Origin of the sequence: Polaromonas glacialis (assembly GCF_000709345.1) — a bacterium.
Classification (GTDB): Bacteria; Pseudomonadota; Gammaproteobacteria; order Burkholderiales; family Burkholderiaceae_C; genus Polaromonas; species Polaromonas glacialis.
This window is the reverse complement of the sequence record NZ_KL448323.1, coordinates 759,700-781,347: the sequence shown is the minus strand read 5'-3', so window position 1 is coordinate 781,347 and position 21,648 is coordinate 759,700. Positions and strand designations below refer to the sequence as shown.

The 21,648-nt window shown below is 63.7% G+C and carries 20 protein-coding genes and 1 pseudogene; 9 read left to right on the top strand and 12 right to left on the bottom strand.

Going from position 1 to position 21,648, the window contains the following annotated elements:
- Positions 1 to 107 precede the first annotated feature (107 nt).
- Both EC86_RS0104110 and orn read right to left on the bottom strand, forming a co-directional pair.
- A complete protein-coding gene (locus tag EC86_RS0104110) occupies positions 108 to 2,030 on the bottom strand; it encodes a DEAD/DEAH box helicase (protein ID WP_029524419.1) in 1,923 nt (640 codons plus the stop codon).
- A gap of 391 nt (positions 2,031 to 2,421) precedes the next feature.
- On the bottom strand, positions 2,422 to 2,985 hold the full coding sequence (orn, locus tag EC86_RS0104105) for an oligoribonuclease (protein ID WP_029524418.1): 564 nt from the start codon (positions 2,983 to 2,985) through the stop codon (positions 2,422 to 2,424).
- Between the two features lie 35 nt (positions 2,986 to 3,020).
- Between orn and EC86_RS0104100 the strand changes: the two genes are divergently transcribed.
- From EC86_RS0104100 to rsgA, 3 genes are read left to right on the top strand one after another with little or no spacing between them, the layout of a single operon-like run.
- Entirely contained in the window at positions 3,021 to 4,319 is a 1,299-nt protein-coding gene (locus tag EC86_RS0104100) for a M48 family metallopeptidase (RefSeq protein ID WP_029524417.1), read from the top strand.
- Positions 4,316 to 4,636 carry a 4a-hydroxytetrahydrobiopterin dehydratase gene (locus EC86_RS0104095; protein ID WP_029524416.1) on the top strand — a complete coding sequence of 107 codons (321 nt, stop codon included), beginning with the start codon at positions 4,316 to 4,318 and terminating at the stop codon, positions 4,634 to 4,636. Before EC86_RS0104100 ends, EC86_RS0104095 begins: the two co-directional genes overlap by 4 nt.
- Positions 4,633 to 5,604, top strand: coding sequence for a ribosome small subunit-dependent GTPase A (gene rsgA / locus EC86_RS0104090; RefSeq protein WP_029524415.1), 972 nt, complete (start codon positions 4,633 to 4,635; stop codon positions 5,602 to 5,604). Before EC86_RS0104095 ends, rsgA begins: the two co-directional genes overlap by 4 nt.
- Positions 5,605 to 5,628: 24 nt before the next feature.
- On the opposite strand, the gene EC86_RS0104085 is transcribed toward rsgA, so the two are convergent.
- From EC86_RS0104085 to rpsP, 6 genes are all read right to left on the bottom strand, one after another.
- Positions 5,629 to 6,654 (bottom strand): CobD/CbiB family protein, encoded by a 1,026-nt coding sequence (locus EC86_RS0104085; RefSeq protein WP_029524414.1) that lies wholly within the window; start codon positions 6,652 to 6,654, stop codon positions 5,629 to 5,631.
- 152 nt (positions 6,655 to 6,806) lie between these two features.
- Entirely contained in the window at positions 6,807 to 7,520 is a 714-nt protein-coding gene (locus EC86_RS0104080; protein ID WP_029524413.1) for a CoA pyrophosphatase, read from the bottom strand.
- A 79-nt stretch (positions 7,521 to 7,599) separates the two neighbouring features.
- Complete coding sequence (rplS, locus tag EC86_RS0104075; protein WP_029524412.1) at positions 7,600 to 7,992, bottom strand: 50S ribosomal protein L19; 393 nt, start codon at positions 7,990 to 7,992, stop codon at positions 7,600 to 7,602.
- A gap of 132 nt (positions 7,993 to 8,124) precedes the next feature.
- Positions 8,125 to 8,907 carry a tRNA (guanosine(37)-N1)-methyltransferase TrmD gene (gene trmD / locus EC86_RS0104070; protein WP_029524411.1) on the bottom strand — a complete coding sequence of 261 codons (783 nt, stop codon included), beginning with the start codon at positions 8,905 to 8,907 and terminating at the stop codon, positions 8,125 to 8,127.
- Positions 8,908 to 8,979: 72 nt separating this feature from the next.
- Positions 8,980 to 9,588, bottom strand: coding sequence for a ribosome maturation factor RimM (gene rimM / locus EC86_RS0104065; RefSeq protein WP_232229788.1), 609 nt, complete (start codon positions 9,586 to 9,588; stop codon positions 8,980 to 8,982).
- Between the two features lie 15 nt (positions 9,589 to 9,603).
- On the bottom strand, positions 9,604 to 9,894 hold the full coding sequence (gene rpsP / locus EC86_RS0104060; RefSeq protein ID WP_029524409.1) for a 30S ribosomal protein S16: 291 nt from the start codon (positions 9,892 to 9,894) through the stop codon (positions 9,604 to 9,606).
- A gap of 207 nt (positions 9,895 to 10,101) precedes the next feature.
- Between rpsP and EC86_RS0104055 the strand changes: the two genes are divergently transcribed.
- The 4 genes and pseudogenes from EC86_RS0104055 to EC86_RS25890 all read left to right on the top strand — a co-directional run bounded on the left by EC86_RS0104055 (position 10,102) and on the right by EC86_RS25890 (position 13,337).
- Complete coding sequence (locus EC86_RS0104055; protein ID WP_029524408.1) at positions 10,102 to 10,638, top strand: GNAT family N-acetyltransferase; 537 nt, start codon at positions 10,102 to 10,104, stop codon at positions 10,636 to 10,638.
- A gap of 8 nt (positions 10,639 to 10,646) precedes the next feature.
- Positions 10,647 to 11,105, top strand: coding sequence for a hypothetical protein (locus EC86_RS0104050; RefSeq protein WP_029524407.1), 459 nt, complete (start codon positions 10,647 to 10,649; stop codon positions 11,103 to 11,105).
- 12 nt (positions 11,106 to 11,117) lie between these two features.
- Entirely contained in the window at positions 11,118 to 12,227 is a 1,110-nt protein-coding gene (locus EC86_RS0104045; RefSeq protein ID WP_156955211.1) for a lipocalin-like domain-containing protein, read from the top strand.
- 113 nt (positions 12,228 to 12,340) lie between these two features.
- Positions 12,341 to 13,337: pseudogene (locus tag EC86_RS25890) on the top strand (LLM class flavin-dependent oxidoreductase).
- A gap of 143 nt (positions 13,338 to 13,480) precedes the next feature.
- On the opposite strand, the gene EC86_RS0104035 reads toward EC86_RS25890, so the two are convergent.
- The 4 genes from EC86_RS0104035 to EC86_RS0104020 all read right to left on the bottom strand — a co-directional run bounded on the left by EC86_RS0104035 (position 13,481) and on the right by EC86_RS0104020 (position 18,611).
- Entirely contained in the window at positions 13,481 to 15,055 is a 1,575-nt protein-coding gene (locus tag EC86_RS0104035) for a DHA2 family efflux MFS transporter permease subunit (RefSeq protein WP_029524405.1), read from the bottom strand.
- 37 nt (positions 15,056 to 15,092) lie between these two features.
- A complete protein-coding gene (locus tag EC86_RS0104030; RefSeq protein ID WP_036771817.1) occupies positions 15,093 to 16,400 on the bottom strand; it encodes an HlyD/EmrA/EmrK family protein in 1,308 nt (435 codons plus the stop codon).
- An 83-nt stretch (positions 16,401 to 16,483) separates the two neighbouring features.
- Positions 16,484 to 17,980, bottom strand: coding sequence for an efflux transporter outer membrane subunit (locus EC86_RS0104025; protein ID WP_029524403.1), 1,497 nt, complete (start codon positions 17,978 to 17,980; stop codon positions 16,484 to 16,486).
- Between the two features lie 100 nt (positions 17,981 to 18,080).
- On the bottom strand, positions 18,081 to 18,611 hold the full coding sequence (locus tag EC86_RS0104020) for a MarR family winged helix-turn-helix transcriptional regulator (protein ID WP_036771814.1): 531 nt from the start codon (positions 18,609 to 18,611) through the stop codon (positions 18,081 to 18,083).
- Between the two features lie 78 nt (positions 18,612 to 18,689).
- Between EC86_RS0104020 and EC86_RS0104015 the strand changes: the two genes are divergently transcribed.
- The gene (locus EC86_RS0104015) at positions 18,690 to 20,510 is read left to right on the top strand and encodes an ABC transporter transmembrane domain-containing protein (protein WP_051675712.1); all 1,821 of its coding nucleotides are present in this window, start codon (positions 18,690 to 18,692) and stop codon (positions 20,508 to 20,510) included.
- A gap of 150 nt (positions 20,511 to 20,660) precedes the next feature.
- Positions 20,661 to 21,614: a chemotaxis protein gene (locus tag EC86_RS0104010; RefSeq protein WP_029524400.1), complete on the top strand. Its 954-nt coding sequence runs from the start codon at positions 20,661 to 20,663 to the stop codon at positions 21,612 to 21,614.
- Positions 21,615 to 21,648: the final 34 nt, after the last annotated feature.

Genomic DNA, 21,648 nt, shown 5'->3' with positions numbered 1-21,648 from the left:
CATCTTGGCATGACAGCCATGAAAAAGGCCGCTGCGAACCTTTCGGTTGGCAGCGGCCTTTTGGCTGGAAAGCTGATCATTCAATAATCAGCGTCCGCAGGTCAAGTTCAATCGCGAAAAGGCTTGGTGAACTTGCCGCCCGGCTTCTTGGCCGCATCGCGGGGCACAAACACCTTGCCGGCTGGACGGGCGAAAGCGGGCTTGCGGTCCGCAAAATCGCCACGGGGCGCAAAGCCTTCGTTGCCACCGCCAAAGTTGCGGTCGTCACGCGGTGCGAAACCGGCGTTGCTGTTGCCGCCACCGAAACCACGGTCATCCGGGCGGCGGGCGTTGCGGTCATTGAAGCCCGAACGGTCGGCGTAGTTGTTGCCTTGCGGTGCGGGAGGACGGCCCTGGAAGGCGCCGGCGTCACGGTTGCCGCCGAAACCACCACGGTCATCACGGTTGCCACCGAAGCTGCCTGCATTGCCGCCGCCAAAGCCGCCACCGGCTGGCTTGCGGCCGGCAAAGCCGCCACCACCGCCGAAGCTGCGGCCGCCGCCACGGTCATCACGGCCACCGCCGAAATTGCCGCGGGGACGCTCGGAAGTGGGTGCAAAACGCTGCTGGGGTTCCAGACCGGGGATGGTGCTGGCCTTGAGGTTTTGCTGGGTGTAGTGCTCGATGTCCTGAATCTTGCGACGGTCGCGGAACTCGGCAATCGTGATCGCCTGGCCTTCGCGACCGGCACGGCCGGTGCGGCCAATGCGGTGAACGTAGTCTTCGGCTTTCATCGGCAGGCCGTAGTTGATGACGTGGGTGATGGTCGGAACGTCCAGACCACGGGCAGCCACATCGGTAGCCACCAGAATCTGCACGCGGCCGTCACGGAATGCCATCAGGCGGCGGTTGCGCAGGCCCTGGCCCAGCGCGCCATGCAGCGCCACGGCGCTGAAACCTTCTTGCACCAGGTCATTGGCCAGGCCGTCACATTCCACCTGCGTGCAGGCAAAAACGATGGCCTGGTTGATGGTGGTGTCGCGCAGCCAGTGGTCCAGCAGCTTGCGCTTGTGGGTCATGTTGTCGGCCCACAGCAGCGACTGGGTGATCGATGCATGCTTTTCGTGCGGCGAGTCGATCTCGACGCGCTGCGGCTGGCGCATCACGCGGGTGGCGAGTTGCATGATGCGCGGCGCAAACGTGGCGCTGAACATCATGGTCTGCTTGCGCTCGATGGTGAGCTGGTTGACTTCGGTCAGGTCGTCGGCAAAGCCGAGGTCGAGCATGCGGTCGGCTTCGTCAACGACGAGGAACTGCACCTGGTCGAGCTTGATCTGCATGCTGCGCTGCAAGTCGAGCAGACGGCCGGGCGTGGCCACCACGAGGTCGGCGTTTTGCAGCTTGGCGATTTGCAACTGGTAAGGAATGCCGCCAACGACGTTGGCAACGCGCAGGCCACGGCAATGGCGAACCAGGTCGATCGCGTCGGCGCAAACTTGCTGGGCCAGTTCGCGGGTCGGGCACAGGATCAGGGCGCCGGGGGTGGCGGCCTTGAAATTGCGCATGTTGGTCGGGTCCTTGCGCTTTGGCTTCTTCAAGGGCGCTTCGCCACGGGCGACAGCTTCTGCGCTCAGGCGTTCGAATTCGGCACGCTCATTACGCTCGGCTTCTTCCTGCTGTTTCAGCAGGGTGTGCAGCACGGGCAGCAAAAACGCTGCGGTCTTGCCGCTACCGGTCTGGCTGGAAACCAGCAGGTCGGTGAATTTTGGCGCTTTCGGGTCGGCATCCAGGGCTTGCATGGCCTTGGGGATGGTCGCCATCTGCACCGAGGTCGGCTGGGTGAAGCCCATGTCGGCAACGGCTTGCAGCAGTTCCTTGGCCAGGCCCAGTTTCACAAAGCCATTAGGCTCGGCAACAACGGCTTCCAGCGAGGTTGCCACGGCAACAGGCTCGTCGGACGAGAAATCGGGAATCACGTGGATTTCCAGGTCGGAAATGGTATCAAGGGTTTCGGACGCAGAGTCGCCGCGAGTCTCAAAAGAGTCAGTCATGTTTTCTTCTCACTAATCCCCTGTCCGCTTCGTTTGTGGCGAATGAACAGGAAACTCCACCCCCGCGATGCGGAAGGCTTCGTTCATGGTTAATAAAACATCAACCATCAAACGAATATACGGACCAAGAGCGGAACTGCCTTGATGCGGCGACTCTGAAAATAGAGTCCAAAAGTGTGAGGTAGATGTACAAATGCGGTTAACACGGTGTGCAACTGCAAGCCTTTGATTATGGCATGGTTTGCGGGTTTCTACCAGTTAGCTTTTATAAATCAATGTTATTGCAGTAACTCATCAGCTTCGATACTCAATATCAGTGCGCGCTTTCGCTACCATTTCAATAGCTTGAACCGCCCGCCCCCTATGCGGAAAAGGCCAAAACAATTGAAATTCACTTGAGGAAATGCTCCCGGTAATGCTGCAGCTCGTCTATGGACTCATGCACATCGGCCAGCGCCGTGTGGCTCTGGCGCTTCTTGAAAGCGCTGTACACCTCGGGTCGCCAGCGCTTGGCGAGTTCCTTGAAGGTGCTGACATCGACATTGCGGTAATGGAAAAAGGTTTCCAGCTTGGGCATGTACTTGACCAGAAAGCGCCTGTCCTGGCCGATGGTGTTGCCGCACATCGGCGCCTTGCCCTTGGGAACGTACTTCGCCAGGAAGGCGAGCAATTGCGCCTGGGCGTCTTCCTCGTTCACCGTGCTGGCCTTGACCTTGTCGATGAGGCCGCTGCGGCCATGCGTTCCCTTGTTCCACTTGTCCATCTGCTCCAGCAATTCGTTCGATTGATGAATGGCCAGCACCGGGCCCTCAATGCGCGGCGTAAGCTGCGGTCCGGTCACGACCACGGCGATTTCAATGATGCGTTCCTTTTCGGGGTCGAGCCCGGTCATTTCGCAGTCCAGCCAGACCAGGTTCTGGTCGGATTTCTTCAATAAGGGTTCAGTGTCAAGCATCTTGCGATTCTCGCCTATCGCCTAAACTCGTCTCCATGACCGACCCCTCCTTTGCATTCACCCTGCTGTTTGCCGCCCTGCTCATGCTGGGACTGCTGACCAAGTTCTACCTGGCCACGCGGCAGATCCGCCATGTCGCGCAGCATCGCAACCAGGTGCCGGCCGCTTTTGCCTCCACCATCAGCCTGCCCTCGCACCAGAAGGCGGCTGACTACACGATTGCCAAGACACGCCTGGGCATGCTGGAAATGGCATTCGCCGCCGCGCTGCTGATGGGATGGACGCTGCTGGGCGGCATCGACACGCTGAATCAGGCCGTGATGCGCTCGGGCCTGGCCGACCACGGCGCGCTGGTGCCGCAACTGGCGCTGCTCGCGGCATTCGGCCTGATCAGCGGCCTGCTCGACCTGCCGTTCACGCTGTACAAGACCTTCCGGCTTGAAGAGCGCTTTGGCTTCAACAAGATGACGCTCAAACTGTGGCTGGCTGATCTGGTGAAGTCAACCTTGGTCGGCGCGGTCGTCGGCCTGCCCATCGTGGCGCTGATCCTGTGGCTGATGGGCAGCGCGGGCACGCTGTGGTGGCTGTGGACCTGGGTGGTCTGGATGGGTTTCAACCTGCTGGTGCTGGTGCTGTTTCCGACCGTGATTGCACCGCTGTTCAACAAGTTCAAGCCGCTCGACGACGAAGCGCTGAAGGCGCGCGTCACGGCACTGATGCAGCGCTGCGGCTTTGCCGCCAAGGGCCTGTTCGTGATGGACGGCAGCCGGCGCTCGGCGCATGCCAATGCCTACTTCACCGGGTTTGGCGCGGCCAAGCGCGTGGTTTTTTATGACACGCTGCTCAAGCAGCTCAATCCCGCTGAAGTCGATGCCGTACTGGCGCACGAGTTGGGTCATTTCAAGCACAAGCACATCATCAAGCGCATCGGCGTGATGTTTGCCATGAGCCTGGTCGGGTTTGCGATGCTCGGCTGGCTGTCAACCCAGGTCTGGTTTTACACCGGGCTGGGCGTGCGGCCCAACCTGACGGGCAGCAACGATGCGCTGGCGCTGCTGCTATTCCTGATGGTCGTGCCACTGTTCAGTTTCTTTATTTCACCGCTCATGGCGCAGTCGTCGCGCAAGCATGAGTTCGAGGCGGACGCCTATGCCATCTCGCAGACCGACGGCCGGGACCTGCAAAGCGCGCTGCTCAAGCTTTACAAGGACAATGCCAGCACGCTCACGCCTGACCCGATGTTTGTGAAGTTCTACTATTCCCATCCGCCCGCCTCCGAGCGGCTGGGACGCATGGCCCCCATGACCCCCTCCCCTGAAAGCGCAGCCGCATGAGCAACCCGATCCATCAAAACCGACGCGCCCTGAGCGCCACCGAAATCGTCAGCCAGCTGAGCAAGCTCAACGGCGAGCAGGCCCTGGGCTGGCGTCTGATCGAGGGAGCGCTGGAGAAAACTTTCAAGTTCAAGAACTTTTACGAAACCATCGGTTTTGTGAATGCCGTGGCCTTCATCGCCAACGCGGAAGACCATCATCCCGACCTTGAAGCCAGCTACGGCCAGTGCAAGGTGCGCTTCAACACGCACGATGTCAAGGGCATTTCGGTCAGCGATTTTTTCTGCGCGTCGAAGGTTGACGCCTTGCTGGCTTGAGCAAGCCCTCACGTCCGGCGCGGTCCGGCGCGGCAGCGCTTGCAGGCACGCAATCAGGCCTGGTGGTCGCTGGCTTTGGCCGCCATGTGATGGTCGAAACCGACTCCGGCGAGCGTGTGATCTGCCATCCACGCGGCAAGAAAAGCCAGGTCGTCGTTGGCGACCGCATTCGCTGGCTGCCGTCGCAGGACGAAGGCACGATCGAAAAAATCGAGGAGCGCTGCAACCTGTTCTACCGCCAGGACGAGATGCGCACCAAGTCGTTCGCCGCCAACCTGGACCAGGTGCTGATCCTGATCGCTGCGGAACCCGAGTTCTCGGAAAGTCAGTTGACGCGCGCCCTGATCGCGGCCGAAGCCGAGCGCATCAAGCCCATCATTGCGCTGAACAAGAGCGATCTGGCCGAGCCCTTCGGCCGCGCCTGGGCCAAGCTGGCGCCCTACCGGGCCATGGGCTACCAGATGCTGCCGCTGGCGATCAAGCCCAAAGGCTCGACGGCGCCTGAAGATGCGGGACAGACCCGCGAACTGATGGAACTGCTGCGGAACAAGAAAACGCTGGTGCTCGGCCCGTCCGGCGCCGGCAAAAGCAGCCTGACCAACCTGCTGGTGCCGCAGGCGAAGGTGCTGACCGCCGAGATTTCGCAGGCGCTGAACTCGGGCAAGCACACCACCACCAGCACGACGCTCTACTGGGTCGATGAAGCGAGGACAACAGCGCTGATCGACTCGCCGGGCTTCCAGGAATTCGGCCTGAACCACATCGAGCCGATGCAGCTGGCGAACTACATGCCCGACTTCAAGGCGCATGCGCAAGACTGCAAGTTCTACAACTGCACGCACCTGCACGAACCAGGCTGCGGCGTGATTTCAGAGGTCAAATCGACCGTTCACGCAAGCAGCATAAGCGCTGCACGCTATCGTTTGTATAGCGAACTGTTTGCCGAGTTGTCGCAAACGCGATATTGAAAACGGCAGCCGGATGGCCGCCTGCTATCCCAGCAGCCGCGCCAGCGTCAGCAGCGCCAGCAACACCATCCACAGCACCACCGAACGCCAGACCAGGCCGACGACGCTGCGCAGGTGGGCTACTTCAGGCTCGCGGCAGGTGGTTGAGGCGGTGATGACGGCGTCATCGCCGATGTCGGCCAGTCCGCCCACCTCGAATTCCTGCGCGGCAGCGGGAACCAGCACGGCATCGAGCGCCATGCCCCCAAGCCGCACATTCACCGCGCCCGAGGTGGCCGCCAGGATCAGCCCGTCGTTGCGGCTTGCCGTGGCAAGGGCCGCACCGGCGGGAAAGCGCTGCGTGTAATGGCGCCACGAATCGATAGCGTCCTCGAAACTGCCGACCACGGCAAAGCCGAGCGACGTGACGCGCGAAGGAACGTAATCGATGATGCCCCAGGCACGGCTGGCCACCTGCTGCAGGGCCGGGCTGGCGCCTTCCCCCGGCGTCCGGCTCTTGTAGCTCCAGTAGCGCGCCACAAATTCGCTCATGCGGTAAAGCACCGCACCGGCCGGCCCGAATCCGAAGGCGGCCAGCACCGAAAACCAGCCGAGTACGCCAAACACATGGCGGTGCGCAGCAAGCACCGAATATTCGATCACATGGCGAACGATTTCGCTGCGCGGCAGTTCGCTGGCATCCACCTGGCGCCACTCGGCCAGCAGTTCGCGTGCCAGGTCTTCGTTGCCATCGTCCAGCGCATTGCGTATGTCGGTGAAGTAGTGGCTGAACTGGCGGAAACCCAGCGTGACATACAGCACCGCCACGCTCCACACAAAGGCCAGCAGGATGTTGACCTGCCACAGCATCCAATGCACCAGCAGTGTCAGCAGCGTGGGCACCATGACGGCAAAAACCCAGGTGATCCATCCGTGATGCGGCTTGCCGGCATCCAGGCTGCGATGGCCCCAGCGCGCCCAGCCCAGGAAAGCGGCATGAACCCAGTTGCCACGGGCCAGCGGGCGGGCCTGTTCCAAAATGAGTGCAAACAAAACGGCAAAAAAGCTCATGGCAAATCATAACGGACCCCCACGCTCCGCCGCTGCGCGGGTCGCTGCCCCCCGAGGGGGCCACTGCGCCTGTGGCCCGGCGAAGCCGGTTCCACGGCCCTGACTTGTGAGGAAAGGATGCGCGCGTCACGCAGTGCTTGCTTCGCTTGCGTTCAGGCGCTGAGAAAACGGTAGAAGTTTCGCAGCATGCCCGCCGTTGCGCCCCAGATGTAGCGCTCCCTGATTTCACTGCCTGCCGACTGGCTCATTGGGTCGCTGTAGGGCATGGACAGCCACTGGCGGAGCACGCCGTTGAACTCTGTTTCATGGCGCTGGTGGTGCGCGGGGTTCATCAGGAAGCTGAGCGGCACTTCAAACACATCGGCCACTTCTCCCGGGTTGGGATGCAGCTGAAAGCCCGGCCTGATGAGCGCCACCACCGGCGTGATGATGAAGGCCGATCCGGTGACATAGGTCGGCAAGGTGCCCAGCACCTCGACATGGTGGCGCGGCAAGGCGATTTCCTCGTGCGCTTCGCGCAGCGCGGTATCGACCGCATCCCGGTCGGTGTCGTCGGTGCGGCCGCCGGGAAAGGCAATCTGGCCCGAATGCGTGGACAGGCCGGTCGAGCGCTCGGTCAGCAGCAGCGTGAGTTCGTCGCGCATCACCAAGGGCAGCAAGACCGCTGCCAGCGCCGGCTGCCGGTCGGAGAAGCTCTTTTCCACACTGTGCTCGGGCGCCCACATCGGCGGATGACGGAAGCGGTCACGCAGCGCTTGTGGCGTGAGCCGGTCAGGGGCCACGCCGGCCAGGTGGCTGTCGATGCCCAGCACCGGAATGGAGCGCGGATCGAACACGGGCAGAGAGGAAGGCTTGGCGGTTTTCATGGCAGGACAGGATAACAAGCAAAAAAAAGCCGCTCGGGAGAGCGGCCTTTCAAAAGCAACAGGTGCTTGACAGGTGCTTTTACGCAGCCTGTGCGGGCTGCACGGCCTTGACAGCCTTGACGCCCAGCTTTTCCTTGATACGCGCCGACTTGCCGCTGCGGCTACGCAGGTAGTACAGCTTGGCGCGGCGCACGTCGCCCTTGCGCTTGACTTCAATCTTGGCGATCAGCGGGCTGTACACCTGGAAAGTGCGCTCGACGCCTTCGCCATTGGAGATCTTGCGAACGATGAAGCTGGAGTTGAGGCCGCGATTGCGCTTGGCAATCACAACACCTTCAAAAGCCTGCAAACGTTTGCGCGTGCCTTCAACCACGTTCACGCTCACGATGACGGTGTCGCCAGGCGCGTAAACGGGAATGGTCTTGTTCAAGCGGGCAATTTCTTCCTGCTCGAGGGTCTGGATCAGATTCATGATGGTTCCGTTAACTTTTTTCGTTCATGCACGCGCTGCGCTAAAGACCGCAAATCCAGGAATTGATTCAAAAAGCGAATCAGGTGGTTGCAGTGGCCGCCAGAGGACCGAAAAGCCCATGATTATAGCAATTCAGGCGTCCAGGTCAGGATTTTTGGGCAAGTCAGCCAGGAAAGCCTCGTCAATCTTGCTCAAATGCCCTGCCCTGCGAGCGGCCCGGACCAGTTCAGGGCGCTGGCGCTGGCTCAAGGCCAGCCGCTGCTCGCGCCGCCAGCGCTCGATGCGCGCATGGTTGCCGGACATCAGGACGGGCGGCACCGGCTGGCCGCGCCAGTTCTCCGGGCGGGTGTAGTGCGGGCAGTCCAGCAAGCCGTCGAGCGCCGGATTAAAACTGTCCATCTGGTGGCTGCCCTCGTCGTTAAGCACCCCGGGCTGAAGCCTGGCTACGGCATCCAGCAGGGCCATGGCGGCAATCTCGCCGCCCGAGAGCACGAAGTCGCCCAGGCTGATCTGAAGATCGACATGGGTGTCAATGAAACGATGGTCCAGCCCTTCGTAGCGGCCGCAGATCAGCACCGCGCCGCTGCTGCTGGCAGACCAGCGCTCGACGCCGGCATGGTTCAGCACATCGCCAACAGGGGAAAAAAGAACCGTGGGCGCACTTGGCACTGAACAGGCCAGCCGGTCAGCGCGCAGGCTCTCAAGACACAGCGTGAGCGGCTCGGCGAGCATGACCATGCCCGGGCCACCGCCGAAAGGCCGGTCATCGACCCGCCGGTAATTGCCATCGGCAAAGTCACGCGGATTCCAGAGCCTGACCTCGACCAGGCCGGATTCGTAGGCGCGCCGCGTCACGCCGCAGGTCAGGAAAGGCGCAAAAAGTTCGGGAAACAGGGTGATGACGTCAAAGCGCATGAAAACCTACTTTGAGTACCAAACGAGTGGCTGGAAACGACAAGGCATGACGCCCTGGCGCAGCATCAAGCATCAATAGTCGGGTTGCCAGTCAACCGTGATGCATTTGCCGGCGATGTCAACCTTGTCAACATAGGCTGCGACAAAAGGAATCATGCGTTCGGCTGCGGCGCCGCTGCCGTCTTCCTGCGTGCTGGCGTATTCGATGCACAGCACCGACTGGGGGCCGGTCGTCATCAGGTCGCGCACGCAGCCCAGGGCAATACCTTCGCGATTCACCACGTTCAGGCCGATCAGATCGACCCAGTAATACTCATCGGACGAAGCGGCTGGAAAGGTGCTGCGCGAAAGGAATATCCGGGCGCCGCGCAAGGCTTCGGCAGGCGTGCGGTCGTCAAGGCCGGCGAATTTGACCACCACCGAGCCTGAATGGATTTTGGACTCGTCCACCTTGAAGGAGACGGTACCGGAAAAAAGGCTGAAACCGGGCCGGAACTTGGCGTCAGGCGCCTGCAGGTACCAGGTTTCAGCGGAAAGAAGCGCTTCCGGATCGTTGCTGTGCGGCAGGACCTTGAGCCAGCCCTTGACACCCCACGCATCCAGAATGCGCCCGACCTCGATGGCGTCGTCGGGCAGCTTTGACGGTGTCAAACCCGCAGACGGTTGAAGGCCAGGCATCATCGAAAAAGATCTAAATCAGGCTGCTGCGACTTCAGCAGGCAGTTCAGCGGCAGAAACTGCAACCGAAGCGCCGCCCTGCTTGATCAGGCGCAAAACGGTGGGGGACGCCTGGGCGCCAACGCCGATCCAGTGGGTCAGGCGGTCCTGCACGATGCGCAGGCCTTCTTCGCCGCCTTTGGCAATCGGGTTGTAAAAACCGATGCGTTCGATGAAGCGACCATCGCGGCGAACGCGCTTGTCAGCCACAACGATGTTAAAAAATGGACGGTGTTTGGAACCGCCGCGTGAAAGCCGGATGACGACCATGATTAATCCTTGGGTGGCGGGGTAAAAATAACCCCAGTATTCCTGCAGCGCTTGAGACACACGACATGGCCACCCGGCCAGCGAAATGCTGCAAAGCCTGCGATTATAGCCTGCGGTGTCGCCGATGCACCTTTTTCAGTTGAAAATCGTCCCCGCTGCCGGCACCGCCGACCGCAAAACCCAACCTTTCCAACCCCTTTATCCAGCATGCCTCTCATACGCCCCAGCCGCGACGAAGACATTCCCGCCATCGCCGCCATCTATGCCCACCATGTGCTGCACGGCACCGGCACCTTTGAAACCGAGCCACCCCCTGCTGGCGACATGGCGACGCGGCGAGCCGATGTGCTGTCCAAGGGGCTGCCCTATCTTGTGGCCGAGCAGGACGGAGGGATTCTGGGATTTGCCTACGGCAACTGGTTCAAGCCGCGTCCGGCCTACCGGTATTCGGTCGAGGACTCGGTTTATCTGGCGCCCGGCGTGGACCGCAAGGGCCTGGGCCGTGCCCTGCTGGCCGAACTCCTGGCGCATTGCGAGGCGGCAGGCATCCGCAAGGTCATGGCCATCATCGGCGATTCAGCCAATGCCGGGTCGGTGGGCGTACACCGGGCGCTGGGCTTCACGCAGGTGGGCATCGTCGAGGCCTGCGGCTGGAAGTTCGGCGCCTGGCGCGATATCGTGATCATGCAAAAGACCTTGGGACCTGGCAGTTCCGAGCCGCCCGCCGGGCCGGCCGTTCCATAATCCAGCGCATGCATTCACCCCTTCAGAAAAACAAGACACTCGCCGCCTGGCTGGCTTTCATCGGTGGCCAGCTGGGGCTGCACCGCCTCTACCTGTATGGCTGGCGGGATCTGTGGGCCTGGGCGCATCCCGTGGTGGCGGCACTGGGCTGGTGGGGGGTCGAGAGGGTACGGATGTACGGCCAGGACGACCACCTGGCCTGGGTGCTGGTTCCGCTGCTGGGCTTCACACTGGCCGGCACGGCGCTGACGGGAATCTATTACGGCTTGATGGCGCCTGAAAAATGGAACGTGATCCACAACCCTGCGACGCCCGATGCGCGCGCTGGCAACACCAACTGGCTGACGATAGGCGCCGTCGTGTTTGCCTTGCTGTTTGGCACCATCTCACTGATGTCGAGCATCGTTTTCAGTTTCCAGCGCTACTTCGAGTACCAGGTGGAAGAGGCGAGAAAAATCAGCCAGTGAGCCAGACCCATCATGCAGATGCCTGAACCGATCCATGCAGCAAGCAGACGCAGCATCCTGCTGAACAGTCTGGCGGGCGTGGCCGGAGTGTCGGGGCTGGCAGGATGGCCGGGCCAAATCCACGCCCTGCCCGCCAGGACGCTGGTGTTTCCGCGCGATCGGGGATCGCACCCCGCCTTTCGCACCGAATGGTGGTACATCACCGGACAGCTTGCTTCGCAGGCCGCAGGCCCGCCGCGATTTGGTTTTCAGCTGACCTTCTTTCGTTCGCGGGTCGATGGCACGCAGGCGATGGCGTCGAATTTTGCCGCCCGGCAGCTGGTCTTCGCGCATGCCGCCGTCACTGACGTGCAGGGCAAGAAACTCTGGCACGACCAGCGCATTGCACGCGCCGGCTTTGGCGTGGCATCTGCCAGCGAACAGGACATGGCCATCAAGCTGCGCGACTGGTCGCTCAAGGCCGACGGCGCACGTTACACCGCCGAGCTGCCGGCCACCGACTTTGCACTGAGCCTGCAATTCGAGGAAACGCAAAGCGTGCTGCCGCAGGGCAATCAGGGCCTGTCGCGCAAAGGCCCGGAAGAAAAACAGGCCAGCTATTACTACAGCCAGCCCCAGCTGGCGACGCAAGGCAGCGTGCAGGTGAAAGGGCAGAACTTTGCCGTCACCGGCAAGGCCTGGCTGGACCATGAATGGAGCGACGAGCTGCTGCACCCCAGCGCCGTGGGCTGGGACTGGATCGGCATGAACCTGGACGACGGCGGTGCGCTGACCGCCTTCCGGCTGCGCGACAAGGACGGCCAGGCGGTCTGGGCCGGCGGGTCGCTGCGTTCCGCCGCAGGCGCCCTGCGCATTTTCAACGCCGATGAAGTTCGCTTTGAACCTCTTCGAAGCTGGACCAGCCCGCTGACCCAGACCCGCTACCCGATCGAATGGCGAGTGCTCACACCGCTGGCCTCCTTCACGGTCAAGGCCGTGATCGACAACCAGGAACTCGACAGCCGGGGCTCGACCGGCTCGATCTACTGGGAGGGCCTGAGCGAACTCGCGGACAGCCAGGGACGCCGCATCGGCATGGGCTACCTGGAGATGACGGGCTATGCGCAGGCGCTGCGGCTCTGACGCGCTTCTTGCCCCGGATTTTCCTGCCTGCAACTGCCCAGCCTGGACTGCGGCCAGCGCAAAACAGAGCCCTGACGCCTGCGCGGAAAACGCCGGCACGGGACAATCACGGCATGAAAGAACTTAAAAACATCGCCCTGTCGATGCTCGACCTGGTCTCGGTGCGCGACAGCGGCACCGTGGCTGACGCGCTGGCCATCGCCTTGCGCACCGCGCAGCATGCGGAGCGGCTCGGCTTCAAGCGCTACTGGCTGGCCGAACACCACAATATGGCCGGTATTGCCAGTTCGGCCACCGCCGTGCTGGTCGGCTATATTGCCGGCGGCACCCGCACCATGCGCGTGGGCTCGGGCGGCGTGATGCTGCCCAACCATGCGCCGCTGGTGGTCGCCGAGGCCTTCGGCACGCTGGCCGAGCTGTACCCGGACCGCATCGACCTGGGCCTGGGCCGCGCGCCCGGCACCGACCAGGCCACCATGCGCGCGCTGCGCCGTGAACGGACAGAGACCGCTGATGATTTTCCGCAGGACGTGGCCGAGCTGCAGCGCCTGCTGGGGCCGGCGCAGCCCGGCCAGCGGCTGATCGCCATGCCGGGCGCCGGCACCAACGTGCCGATCTGGCTGCTGGGTTCGAGCCTGTTTTCAGCGCAGCTGGCGGCCGAGCGCGGCCTGCCTTATGCGTTTGCCTCGCCTTTTGCTGCAGGCGATTGCCTTGTACCGCCAGAACTTCAGGCCTTCGGCCACGCTGGCCAAACCTTATGTGACGATTGGCGTGCCCTTGATTGCCGCGCCCACCGACGAGGAAGCCGAGTACCTGGCCAGCAGCACCTACCAGCGCGTGCTCGGCATCCTGACCGGCGCTAGGTCCGGCCTGCAGCCGCCGGTGGACAAATTCCTGGCCCAGCGGCATCCGCAGGAGCGCGCCGCCATCGCCGATTTTCTGGCTGCCGCAGTCATTGGCGGCCCCGACACGGTGCAGGGCGGCCTGAACGCACTGGCGCAGGCCACGGATGCCGACGAATTCATGCTGGTCTGCGACATCTACGACCCGGCCTTGCGGCTGCGCTCGCTGGACATTGCCGCAGCCGCGCTGGAATCCGTGGCGGCTTGACCTTGCATCACGACCGTCGGACAGTTAGCCTTTTTTGCTACTGAATTAATAGCTGCTTGCGCATGCTGGTCGTGCGCAAGCAGCTTATTTGATGCTGAAAAGCCTTTTGCGGCAGGAAACCAGGCGCTTCCTGCCGCCAGCCTTCAGTGCGCGCCGGCCGCTGCGTCGGCGCTGCCCGCGCCCGCATGCGTGGGCCGCGTCAGGTACACCAGCGGAATCAGGAGCAAAAAGATCAGCGCCGACGCATAAAACACGTCGTTCGCCGCCAGCATGTAGGCCTGCTGGTCCACCAGCCGGTTGATGGTTCCCAGCGCCTGGTCGGGCGTCAACCCGGCGCCGGCCAGGCCGGACAAGGCGCCGTTGGCGGCCACGCTGCCCGGATTGACGAATTCGCTGAGCTGCGCATGGTGCATGGCGGCGCGGTCCTGCCAGACGGTCGTGGCAATCGACGTGCCGAACGAACCCGCCGTGATGCGCACGAAGTTCGACAGCCCCGAGGCGGCCGGAATCTTGTCGTGCGACAGGCCCGACAGCGTGATGGTCATCAGCGGAATGAAAAAGCAGGCCATGGCCACGCCCTGGATCAGCGTCGGGACCAGGATGGTGGCCATGTCGGCCTGGGTGTTGAAGTTCGAGCGCATCCACAGCACCAGCGCGAACACGGCAAAGGCAATCACCGCAAAGCGGCGCGGATCGGTCTTGCCGATGTTCTTGCCAATCAGCGGCGACAGCAGCAAAGCCATGATGCCGACCGGCGCCAGCACCATGCCGGCCTGCGTCGCGGTGTAGCCCATGTACTGCTGCAGCCACAGCGGCAGCAGCACGACGTTGCCGAAAAACAGGCCATAGCCGACCGACAGCGCAAGCACGCCGGCCCAGAAGTTGCGCTTCTTGAACAGGGTCAGGTCGACCACCGGATGCTCCTCGGTCAGCTCCCAGATCACGAAGGCGATCAAGCCGACCAGCGCGACGACGCCCAGCGCAATGACTTCGCCGGAATGGAACCAGTCGAGTTCCTTGCCCTTGTCCAGCATGATCTGCAGCGCGCCGACCCAGATCACCAGCAGGGCCAGCCCGATTGAGTCGATTGGCAGCTTGCGCGTCTGGCTTTCGCGCTTGTGAAAGATGCTCCAGGTGATGAAGGCCGCGCCAAAGCCGACCGGAATGTTGATGTAGAAAATCCACGGCCAAGAAATGTTGTCGGTGATCCAGCCGCCCAGCAGCGGCCCCATGACCGGCGCGACCAGCGTGGTCATCGACCACAGCGCCATCGCCAGCCCGGCCAGCGCCTTCGGATAGCTCGACAGCAGCAGCGTCTGCGACAGCGGAATCATCGGCCCGGCCACCAGCCCCTGCAGCACGCGGAAAAAGATCAGCGTGGTCATGTTGGGCGCCAGCCCGCACAGCCAGGACGTCAGCACGAACAGCAGGATGCTGGCGGTGAACAGCCGGACCTGGCCGAAACGCTGCGACAGCCAGCCGGTCAGCGGCACGGCGATCGCGTTGGCGACGCCGAAACTGGTGATCACCCAGGTGCCCTGGTTCGGGCTGACGCCCAGGTCGCCAGCGATGGCCGGCAGCGACACGTTGGCAATCGACGTGTCGAGCACGTTCATGAAGGTGGCGGCCGACAGCGCCAGCGTGCCCCACAGGCGGGCCGAGCCGCTCAACGGAGGCGGCGGAAGGTAGTCAGATGCGGATGGGGGTGCGGACGCCATGAAAGCCTTGACGGAACGAAATGGAAAACAGGTCCGCTCAGTGCGGCAAGGCGGTATCGCCGTCAACGGGCCGGGAAGCCTGCGCTGCGGAGCCGGTTTTGGCGCCTTTTCCGGAATTCGCGGCGATCACGCGCCTGACGTCCTCGTTGGCCGCGTCATCCCGCGCGGCAAACGCCTGCGTATGCGCCTGGGCGGCATCGCGCGGCGCGTCGGCCAGCGCCTTGCCATCCTGGTTGCTGACATCGACCTCGGCATCCATCGACAGGCCGACGCGCAGCGGATGTTCGACGAGCTGCTTGGCATCCAGCGCAATGCGCACCGGCACGCGCTGCACCACCTTGATCCAGTTGCCGGTGGCGTTTTGCGCCGGCAGCAGCGAAAAGGCAGCGCCCGTGCCCACGCCCAGTCCGGCGACGGTGCCGTGGTAGTCCACTTTTTTTCCGTACAGGTCGGCCACCAGCGTCACCGGCTGGCCGATGCGGATATGGCGCAGCTGCACTTCCTTGAAGTTGGCATCGACCCAGACCTGGTTCAGCGGAATCACCGACATCAGCGGCATGCCGGCGGCGACCCGCTGGCCGAGCTGCACGGTGCGCTTGGCGACATAGCCATCGACCGGCGCCGTCAAGGCCGTGCGGCTGGAGGCAAGGTAAGCCTCGCGCACCTTGGCGGCTGCCACCAGCACGCCGGGGTTCTGCTCGATGGCCATGCCGTCGGTCAGCGCCTGGTTGCTGGCCAGCTGCTCGCGCGCCGCTACGACGCCGGCCTGTGCCGCCGCCAGCGCGCTTCTGGCGTTGGCCAGCTGGGTTTGCGCATGGTTGAGTTCTTCCTTCGACACCGCGCCGTTGCCGGCAAGCGACTGGCGACGCGCCAGGTCGTCGGCGGCGCGCGCGATGTCGCTGTTGGCCTTGCTGACCTCGGCATTGCGCAGCGCGATCTGCGCGCTGAGTGCGCCGTTGTTGGCGTATTGCGTGCGCGCCTGGCGCACGGCCTGGGCCAGCGCGGCTTCGGCCTGGTCCAGCGCCACTCGGGCATCGGCCGGGTCGAGCTGCACCAGCGGCTGGCCGGCCTTGACGAAGTCGGTGTCGTCGGCCATCAGCGCGACGACGGTGCCGCCGATCTGCGGCGTGATCTGGATGACGTTGCCCTGCACATAGGCGTTGTCGGTCGATTCGTAGTGGCTGGCCACCAGGTATTCGTAGGCCGCCCAGCCCAGGCCGGCCACGACGACGACGCTGGCGAGCGCGGTCAGCGCCTTGCGGCGCTTGGGGTTGCCTGCCGGCGGTTGAACCGGCACAACCGGACTGGCGGAAGCTGGGGAAGCGGGAGCTTGGGGTGCGTTCATGGTGTCGTTCGGTGTTTGTGGGAAATGGCCTGCGCGGACACTGCGCTGTTCAGTGACGGCTGGCAAACTCTGTTTCAGCTGTTTTATTGGTCAAATAGGCTGTTTTCGCTTGCTGGACGTGCGCTGACAGCTATGATTTTTGAGGCGCCGTGGGTGGCGGCCGATGGCTCGGGCGCATAGCCGCCGCCCAGTGCGCGCATCAGCGCCACCTGTGTCTCCAGCGCCCTGCCCGCCAGGTCAACCGCCAGCCGGCGCTGGGCCAGCACGCTGGTCTCGGCCGTCAGCACATTGAGGTAATTGCCCAGCCCCGCCTTGTAGCGCTGCACGGCGATGTCGTAGGCGCTTTCGGCCGCGTCCTGCGCCGCCCGCTGCTCAAGCTGCTGGCGGCTGATGGCTTGCTGCGACGCGACCTGGTCGGCCACATCGCGCACGGCGTCGATCACGGCGGCGTTGTAGCTTTCGACCGCCGCGTCCAGATCGGCCGTTTTGCCGCGCAGGTTGGCGCGCAGCCGGCCGGCCTCGAAAATCGGCAGCCGCACGGCCGGGCCGACGCCCCATTGCTGGCTGCCCGAGTTCAGCAGATTGCCCAGCCCGATGCTGGAAAAACCGGCAAAAGCGACCAGGTTGATGTTCGGGTAGAACTGGGTTTTGGCATTCGCCACGTCGTTGGACGAAGCCTGCACACGCCAGCGCGCGGCCGCAATGTCGGCGCGCCGGCCCAGCAGGTCGGCCGGGATCACCGGCGCCAGAGCTACATTTTTAATAGCTGCTTGCGCAGACGGGACAAGCGCAAAAGCACTATTTGGCTGTCCAACCAGGGCATTCAGTGCGTTGCGCGTCAGCGCCATCTGCTCCTGAACGGTTTCTAGTTGCAGGCGCGCCTCGGGCAGGCCGCCTTCGCTCTGGCGCAACTCCAGCCGGGTGTCGAGGCCGGCATTGACGCGGTCCGTGACCAGCCTGAGAGTTTGTTCGCGCTGGGCCAGCGTGCGCCTGGCCACGGCCGCCTGTTCGTTCAGCCGCACCAGCTGGAAATAGGTGCGTGCCACCTGGCTGGCCAGCAGCACGCGGGCAGCCTGGGCATCGGCCTGGGCGGCATTGGCGCTGCCCAGCGCGGCATCGAGCGCCGCACGGTTCTTGCCGAAAAAGTCCATCTCCCAGCTGGCGGCCAGCTGCGCCGTTCCGCTTTCGCGAATCGAGCCGGCCAGCGGCGGCGGCACCGCGCCGTTGGCGGTGTAACGCTGGCGCGTCAGGTCGAGCTGGCCGCCCACTTGCGGCAGCGTGGCGGCATTCGCCACTTCGGTGACGGCCTGCGCGCGCGCCAGCCGGGCCTGCGCCAGCTTCAGATTCGGGCTGCTTTCAAGCGCCTGGGCGACCAGGCTATTCAAGGTTTCATCACCAAAGTCGCGCCACCATTCGGTCGCCACCGGCGCCGGAGCCGGCGCGGCGGTCGTGAGCAGCCCGAGCGACGCGGCATCGCGCAGGCTCGCCTGGGGCGCAATGCCCGACATGTCGGCGCAGCCCGCCATGCCGGTGGCGATCAGGCCGGCCGCCACCACGCCGGCGGCTGAAACCAGCGCCATGCGCACCGATGCGCGCCACACCGGCAACGCAGGCTGCCCGGGGATGCACGCCCGTTCGGTGCAAGCCTGCGCGCGCCGTTCGGTACAGGAAATTTGTGGTTTATTTGTCATTTGTTTCTCCCTGGGCATGCAGGGTTTGCGCCGTGTCGAGCATGCGGCGCAGATAGCTTTTGAGGGTTTGCCATTCTTCGGCAGAAAAACCCGCCAGCAGCGCGTTTTGCACGCCGCACAGGACGGCAGGAATCTCCTTGGCGGCCGCGCGTCCGGAATCGGTCAGCTCCAGGTTGACCACGCGCCGGTCGTCGGACGAACGGATGCGGCTGCACAGCTGCTTGGCCTCCAGCCGGTCGAGCAGCCGCGTCATCGAGCCGGCGTCGAGTTCGCACTGGCGCGCCAGTTCCGCCGCCGTCGAGGCACAGCCCATGTAGAGCTTGAGCATCGGCACCCATTGCGCATTGGTCAGGCCCGAGGGTTCGAGTTCGCGCTCGACGCCTTGGGCCACCAGGGAAATGATGCGGCGCATCATGTAGCCCACGCTGTCATCGGGCGTGTAGCTTTCCGCCCGGTAGAAATCAGCCGGGGGGCATGAGGGCGCGTCACCGCAGGGGGTGGAATTGTGCTTTGAATCCATGGCCCGAATAATACTTGCCTGAGCAACTATTGTCAAGCCTGTGTTTGCAATGCCAAGCTTTAAAGTTAAAATACGTTCATGGTTACTTCCACCGCGACTTCCCTTCCCTCCCGTTCCTCACTGGCGCCAGCGTCGGCGCCGGCCAAGGGGTCGCCCCGCTCGCTGTCGGGGCTGCTTCCCTTTTTGCGGCCATATTCAGGCCGCATCGGGCTGGCAGTGCTTTTCCTGGTGCTGGCGGCGGTGGCCACGCTGGTGTTTCCGCTGGCCCTGCGCGGCCTGATCGACGGCGGCATGGGCGCGGCCAGCAAGGGCGAGCAGCTGATGGCGCTGCGCACGCATTTTTTCGAACTGTTCGGCGTGGCGGCCGCGCTGGGGCTTTTTTCGGCCGGGCGCTTCTACACCGTCAGCTGGCTGGGCGAGCGGGTCACGGCCGACATCCGCAATGCGGTGTATTCGCATGTGGTGCGGCAAAGCCCGGAGTTTTTCGAGACCACGCAAACCGGCGAGGTGCTGTCGCGCCTGACGGGCGACACCACGCTGGTGCAGACGGTGGTGGGTTCGTCGCTCAGCATGGGGCTGCGCAACGCGGTCATGGGCGTGGGCGCGCTCGGCATGCTGGTGGTCACCAACCCTTACCTGATGGTGCAGGTGCTCGGCGCGCTGCTGCTCATCGTCGCGCCGTCGGTGTGGTTCGGGCGGCGCGTGCGCAAGCTCTCGCGCGCCAGCCAGGACCGCGTGGCCGACTCCAGCGCGATTGCCGCCGAAGTGCTCAATGCCATTCCGGTGGTGCAAAGCTATACCGCCGAAGACCGGGAAGCGGCGCGTTTCGACCGGTCCACGGCCGATGCCTTCGCCATCGCCATCCGGCGCACCAAGGCGCGCTCGGTGCTGGTGGCGTTCATCATCATCGCCACCTCGGCGGCACTGCTCTGGGGCCTGTACCAGGGTACGCAGGCGGTGACGCGCGGCGACATTTCCGCCGGCCACCTGGGCCAGACCGTGGTTTACGTGATCATCCTGGCCAGCGCGGCAGCGGTGCTCGGCGAGGTCTACGGCGACCTGTTGCGCGCGGCAGGCGCCACCGAACGGCTGATGGAACTGCTGGACAGCCGCTCCCCCGTCACTTCACCCTCAAATCCGCTTCCTGCGCAGGTAGTACGGGCAGGGAGTGCTATCAAATTTGAAAACGTCACGTTTCACTACCCGTCCCGGCCAACGCAGCCGGCCCTGAGCGATTTCAGCCTGAGCGTGGCGCCGGGCGAGACCATCGCCATCGTCGGTCCCAGCGGCGCGGGCAAGAGCACGGTGTTCCAGCTGTTGCTGCGCTTTTACGATCCTGCTTCCGGCCGGATCGAGCTTGATGGCGTTGCGACCCGCGACCTGTCGCTGCAGGACTTGCGCGGACGCGTCGGGCTGGTGCCGCAGGATGCGGTGATTTTCTCGACCAGCGCCCTGGAAAACATCCGCTACGGCAAGCCGGGCGCGACGGACGAGGAAGTCAAGGCTGCGGCCAGCGCCGCGTTCGCGCATGAGTTCATCAGCGCGCTGCCCGAAGGCTTCGACACCTTCCTGGGCGAACGCGGCGTGCGCCTGTCGGGCGGACAGCGCCAGCGCATCGCGATTGCGCGGGCGATGCTGAAGAATTCGCCGCTGCTGCTGCTCGACGAAGCCACCAGCGCGCTCGACGCCGAGAGCGAGCGCATGGTGCAGGCGGCGCTCGAATCGGCGATGAAGGGGCGCACCACGCTGGTCATTGCGCACCGGCTGGCCACGGTGAAAAAGGCCGACCGGATCGTCGTGATCGACCATGGCCGCATCGTCGAGCAGGGAAGCCACGAGCAGCTGATGGCCGCCAACCAGGTCTATGCGCGTCTGGCCGCGCTTCAGTTCGTATCATAAAACCCGCGCGGGGAAAGGCCGATGTGCGCGGTATCGGCGCCTTTCATGGGCCAGAGCAAGGTGCGCTGCCTGGCCTACATTGGGGTGCGTGCGTGCATGCGCTTCGCGCCATGCAACGCTTCCACACCATCACCGGGCAGCAAGCAATCCATGAAGCCAGCGTTTCACGACATCGACGAACGTACCAACCTGACATCGAGCAACAAGTTCGAGCTGCTGCTGTTTCGCCTGGGAGAGGCGGCCAACTCCAGGCAACGGGAGTTGTTCGGCATCAACGTGTTCAAGGTGCGTGAAATCCTGGTCATGCCGCCGGTCACCAGCATGGCCAACGCGTCTCCCCACGTCATGGGCGTGGCGAATATCCGGGGACAGATCATCCCGGTCATCAACCTGCCGGCGGTGGTCGGCTGCACGCCGACGAATGGCCTGGCCATCTTGCTGGTGACCGAGTTTGCCCGCAGCACGCAGGCCTTTGCGGTCGAGGAAGTCAGCGAGATCGTCCGGCTGGAATGGCAGCAGGTGCTCTCGGCCGAAGGCCAGGGCGGCGGCCTAGTAACCAGCATCGCCCGGCTCGACGGTGACAATGAAAACACGCGGCTGGCGCAGGTGCTCGATGTCGAGCAGATCCTGCAGGATGTCATGCCGCCTGAAAAGCAGGCCATCGGCACGGCGCCAGGCGTGAAGGTGAACCTTCCTCCGGGAACGATTGTCCTGGCGGCCGATGATTCCGCCCTGGCGCGGTCGATGATCGCGCAAGGCCTGTCGTCCATGGGCGTTCCTTTCGTCATGACCAAAACCGGCAAGGAAGCCTGGGACAGGCTGCAGACGATCCACACACAGGCGCAGGCCGAGGGCAAGACCGCTCACGACAAGGTCGCCCTGGTCCTGACCGACCTGGAAATGCCTGAAATGGACGGCTTTACCCTGACGCGCAACATCAAGAGCGATGCGCGCTTCAAATCGATTCCCGTCGTCATCCATTCTTCCCTGACGGGCGCGGCCAACGAAGGCCATGTCAAGACGGTCGGCGCGGATGCCTATATTGCCAAGTTCGCCGCTGACGAACTGGCCGCCACCCTGCTTGAGGTCTTGTCGAAGCGCTAGACGCCGAGCGTCTGCTCACTTGAACAGCTGTCGA